This window comes from Mesorhizobium sp. M2C.T.Ca.TU.002.02.1.1, assembly GCF_003997225.1.
This window is the reverse complement of the sequence record NZ_RZTO01000755.1, coordinates 1-2,976: the sequence shown is the minus strand read 5'-3', so window position 1 is coordinate 2,976 and position 2,976 is coordinate 1. Positions and strand designations below refer to the sequence as shown.

Sequence of the window (2,976 nt, the reverse complement as noted above, 5' to 3'; positions counted from 1 at the left end):
GTGATGACCTGGTCGTCCCCGCTTCCGGAAACGTTCATTTCGACGGCGATGAAGGGCGCGTCGGCGACGCGTATCCCGACCCGCTCGACCGGCGTCACCAGATAGGTCTTGCCGTCGGCATCCTTGCGCAGAACGCTGGAAAAAAGCTGTACCAGCGGCATGCGGCCGATCGGCGTGCCGAGATAGAACCAGGTGCCGTCCGCCTTGATCTCCATGTCGAGGTCGCCGCAGAAGTCCGGATTCCAGCGCTCGACCGGGGCCGGCCCCTTACCGGCCCGCGCCGCGCGCGAGATCAGCGCCTCCAGGCCCCGCGCCTCGGTGGCGCTGGTCAGACTCTGTTTGCCCAAGCTCTCTTTGCTCAGGTTCTGCTCGCCCGGGCTTTGTTCAAGATGTTCGCTGCGTTCGGCCATGGTCACGAAATAGTCACTGTTGTCCCGATTGTCAGCCTTGTCCGCCGGAGTCTGTGATTTAAGTTCAATTACAGGCGCCAGGTGAGGCCGAATCGCGGCATTCTGCGGCATTGAGAATGCAGGCCGGTATCTCCAACCACAAGGATCGAGCGGCATGAGCGTGATGATCAAGGAAAGCCCGATCAGCGAAAAAGCGATGATCGAGGAAGCCGAAAAGGCGCTGGCCGACATCTCCAGGGTCCGCGACGCGGTCGGCCGGGTGATCTTCGGCCAGGAAGCCGTCGTCGAGCGCACGCTGGTGGCGCTGCTGGCGGGCGGCCATGCGCTGCTGGTCGGCGTGCCGGGCCTCGCCAAGACCAAGCTGGTCGAGACGTTGGGCATCGTGCTCGGCCTCGATTCGCGACGCGTCCAGTTCACGCCCGACCTGATGCCATCGGACATCCTCGGCTCCGAGGTGATGGAGCAGGACGAGTTCGGCAAGCGGTCCTTCCGCTTCATTTCCGGGCCGATTTTCACGCAATTGCTGATGGCGGACGAGATCAACCGCGCCTCGCCGCGCACGCAGTCGGCGCTGCTGCAGGCGATGCAGGAATATCATGTCACCATCGCCGGCGCCCGCTACGACCTGCCTTCGCCCTTCCATGTGCTGGCGACGCAGAACCCGCTGGAGCAGGAAGGCACCTACCCGCTCCCCGAGGCCCAACTCGACCGCTTCCTGATGCAGGTCGACATCCTCTACCCGGAAATCGAGGCGGAACGCCGCATCCTGCTCGAAACCACCGGCGTCGACGAAGCCAAGGCCGACAAGGTGCTGCAGCCGGCGAGATTGAAGGAAATCCAGACGCTGATCCGCCGCATGCCGGTGCCGGAAAGCGTCGTCGAGGCGATCCTCAAGCTGGTTCGCTCGGCGCGGCCCGGCCAGGGCGATGCCGAGACCGACAAGCACGTCGCCTGGGGGCCAGGTCCGCGCGCCAGCCAGGCGCTGACCCTGTGCGCCCGCGCCCGCGCCCTATATGATGGCAGGTTGGCGCCTTCGGTCGACGACGTTCGCGCCCTGGCCGAACCGGTGCTGCAGCATCGCATGGCGCTGACTTTCGCCGCCCGCGCCGAAGGCACTTCCGTGCGTGACGTGGTGGCGAAACTGGCAAAAGGCATCTGATGGGTCGAATAGGCGAGGTCCAGGCACCGGTTGCGACGCGCGACGCGCTCGCCCGTGGCCGGTTGCGGGCTTCATTGGTGCCGGACCTGCTGGTCGAGGCGCGCCGTATCGTCAACACGGTGATCGCCGGCTGGCATGGCCGCCGCAAGCGCGGCATCGGCGAGAATTTCTGGCAGTTCCGGCCCTATGTCGAAGGCGATTCCTCGCGCATAGACTGGCGCCGCTCGGCGAGAGACGACCATACCTATGTGCGTGACCGTGAATGGGAAGCCGCGCACACCGTCTGGCTGTGGGCCGACCCTTCGCCTTCCATGCTCTACAAATCCGCCGCGGCAAGCGTTTCCAAGGAATCGCGCGCGCTGGTGCTGGCGCTCGCCCTGGCCGAGCTTTTGTCGCGCAGCGGCGAGCGCATCGCCTGGCCGGACCTGACCGACCCGTTCACCGCCCGCAACGGCGCCGAGCGCATCGCCGCGCAGCTGAGCCACGCCGCCGCGCTACCCGCCAAACCGGATCTCTCGGCCATCCGCCGCTTCTGCGACATCGTGCTCGTCAGCGATTTCCTCGATCCGGCCGAGGAAACCAAGGCCTGGCTCGACGTGCTCGCCCGCCACGGCGTGCGCGCCCATCTGATCGAGGTGGCCGATCCGGCCGAGGAAACCTTCCCCTATGCCGGCCGCACCGAATTCACCGATCCCGAGACCGGCGACAAGCTGACCGCCGGCCGCGCTGAGATGCTGGCCGAGGAATACCGCCTGCTCTACAAGGCCCGCCGCGAGGAACTGGCCGCCTGGTGCAAGCGTCTCGGCTGGAGCTACACGGTCAACCACACCGACCGCCTCGCCTCCGAGGCGCTGGTGCGCGTCCACATGGCGATGACCGTGGAAGGCGGCCATGCAGGGTTGATTGCCAGAGGCAATCATACCGGGTCAATTGCCAATCGAGCCGGAAAGGCGGTCGCATGAGCTGGCTGCCGCTTTCCTTCGGGGCGCCGATGGTGCTGTGGGGCCTTCTGGCGCTGCCGGTGATCTGGTGGCTGCTGCGCCTCACCCCGCCCAGGCCGCAAACGGAGGTTTTCCCGCCGCTGAGAATCCTCGCCCGGGTCCTGAGGCGCGAGGAAACCCCGCAGCAAAGCCCGTGGTGGCTGACGCTGCTTCGGCTGCTGATGGCAGCGCTGGTCGTGATGGCGCTGGCCGAGCCGGTCTTCAATCCGCGCGAAAAACTGCCGGCGGAAGGTGCTGCGCTCGCGCTTGTCGTCGACAATGGCTGGGCAAGTGCGGCCGACTGGAACAAGCGCGTCGCCACCGCCGAGCGGCTGATCGCCGACGCCGGTTCGAACGGCGTGCCGGTCGTGATCGCCTTCACCGCCGAGAAGCCCAATGCCGAGATCGGCCCTTTCGACGCCTCGGC

Annotated in this window: 4 protein-coding genes; 3 read left to right on the top strand and 1 reads right to left on the bottom strand. The window is 66.5% G+C overall.

Annotated elements, in window-relative coordinates:
• Positions 1–521, bottom strand: a 521-nt coding sequence (locus EOD07_RS28850; RefSeq protein WP_245470537.1) for a DUF1285 domain-containing protein, incomplete at its 3' end; no start/stop codon positions are given.
• 43 nt (positions 522–564) lie between these two features.
• On the opposite strand from EOD07_RS28850, the gene EOD07_RS28845 reads away from it, so the two are divergent.
• The 3 genes from EOD07_RS28845 to EOD07_RS28835 all read left to right on the top strand — a co-directional run.
• The gene (locus tag EOD07_RS28845) at positions 565–1,569 is read left to right on the top strand and encodes a MoxR family ATPase (RefSeq protein WP_073986164.1); all 1,005 of its coding nucleotides are present in this window, start codon (positions 565–567) and stop codon (positions 1,567–1,569) included.
• A complete protein-coding gene (locus tag EOD07_RS28840) occupies positions 1,569–2,531 on the top strand; it encodes a DUF58 domain-containing protein (RefSeq protein ID WP_041004481.1) in 963 nt (320 codons plus the stop codon). Before EOD07_RS28845 ends, EOD07_RS28840 begins: the two co-directional genes overlap by 1 nt.
• A partial coding sequence (locus tag EOD07_RS28835; RefSeq protein ID WP_206519591.1) for a BatA domain-containing protein occupies positions 2,528–2,976 on the top strand: 449 nt, incomplete at its 3' end. The genes EOD07_RS28840 and EOD07_RS28835, both read left to right, overlap by 4 nt.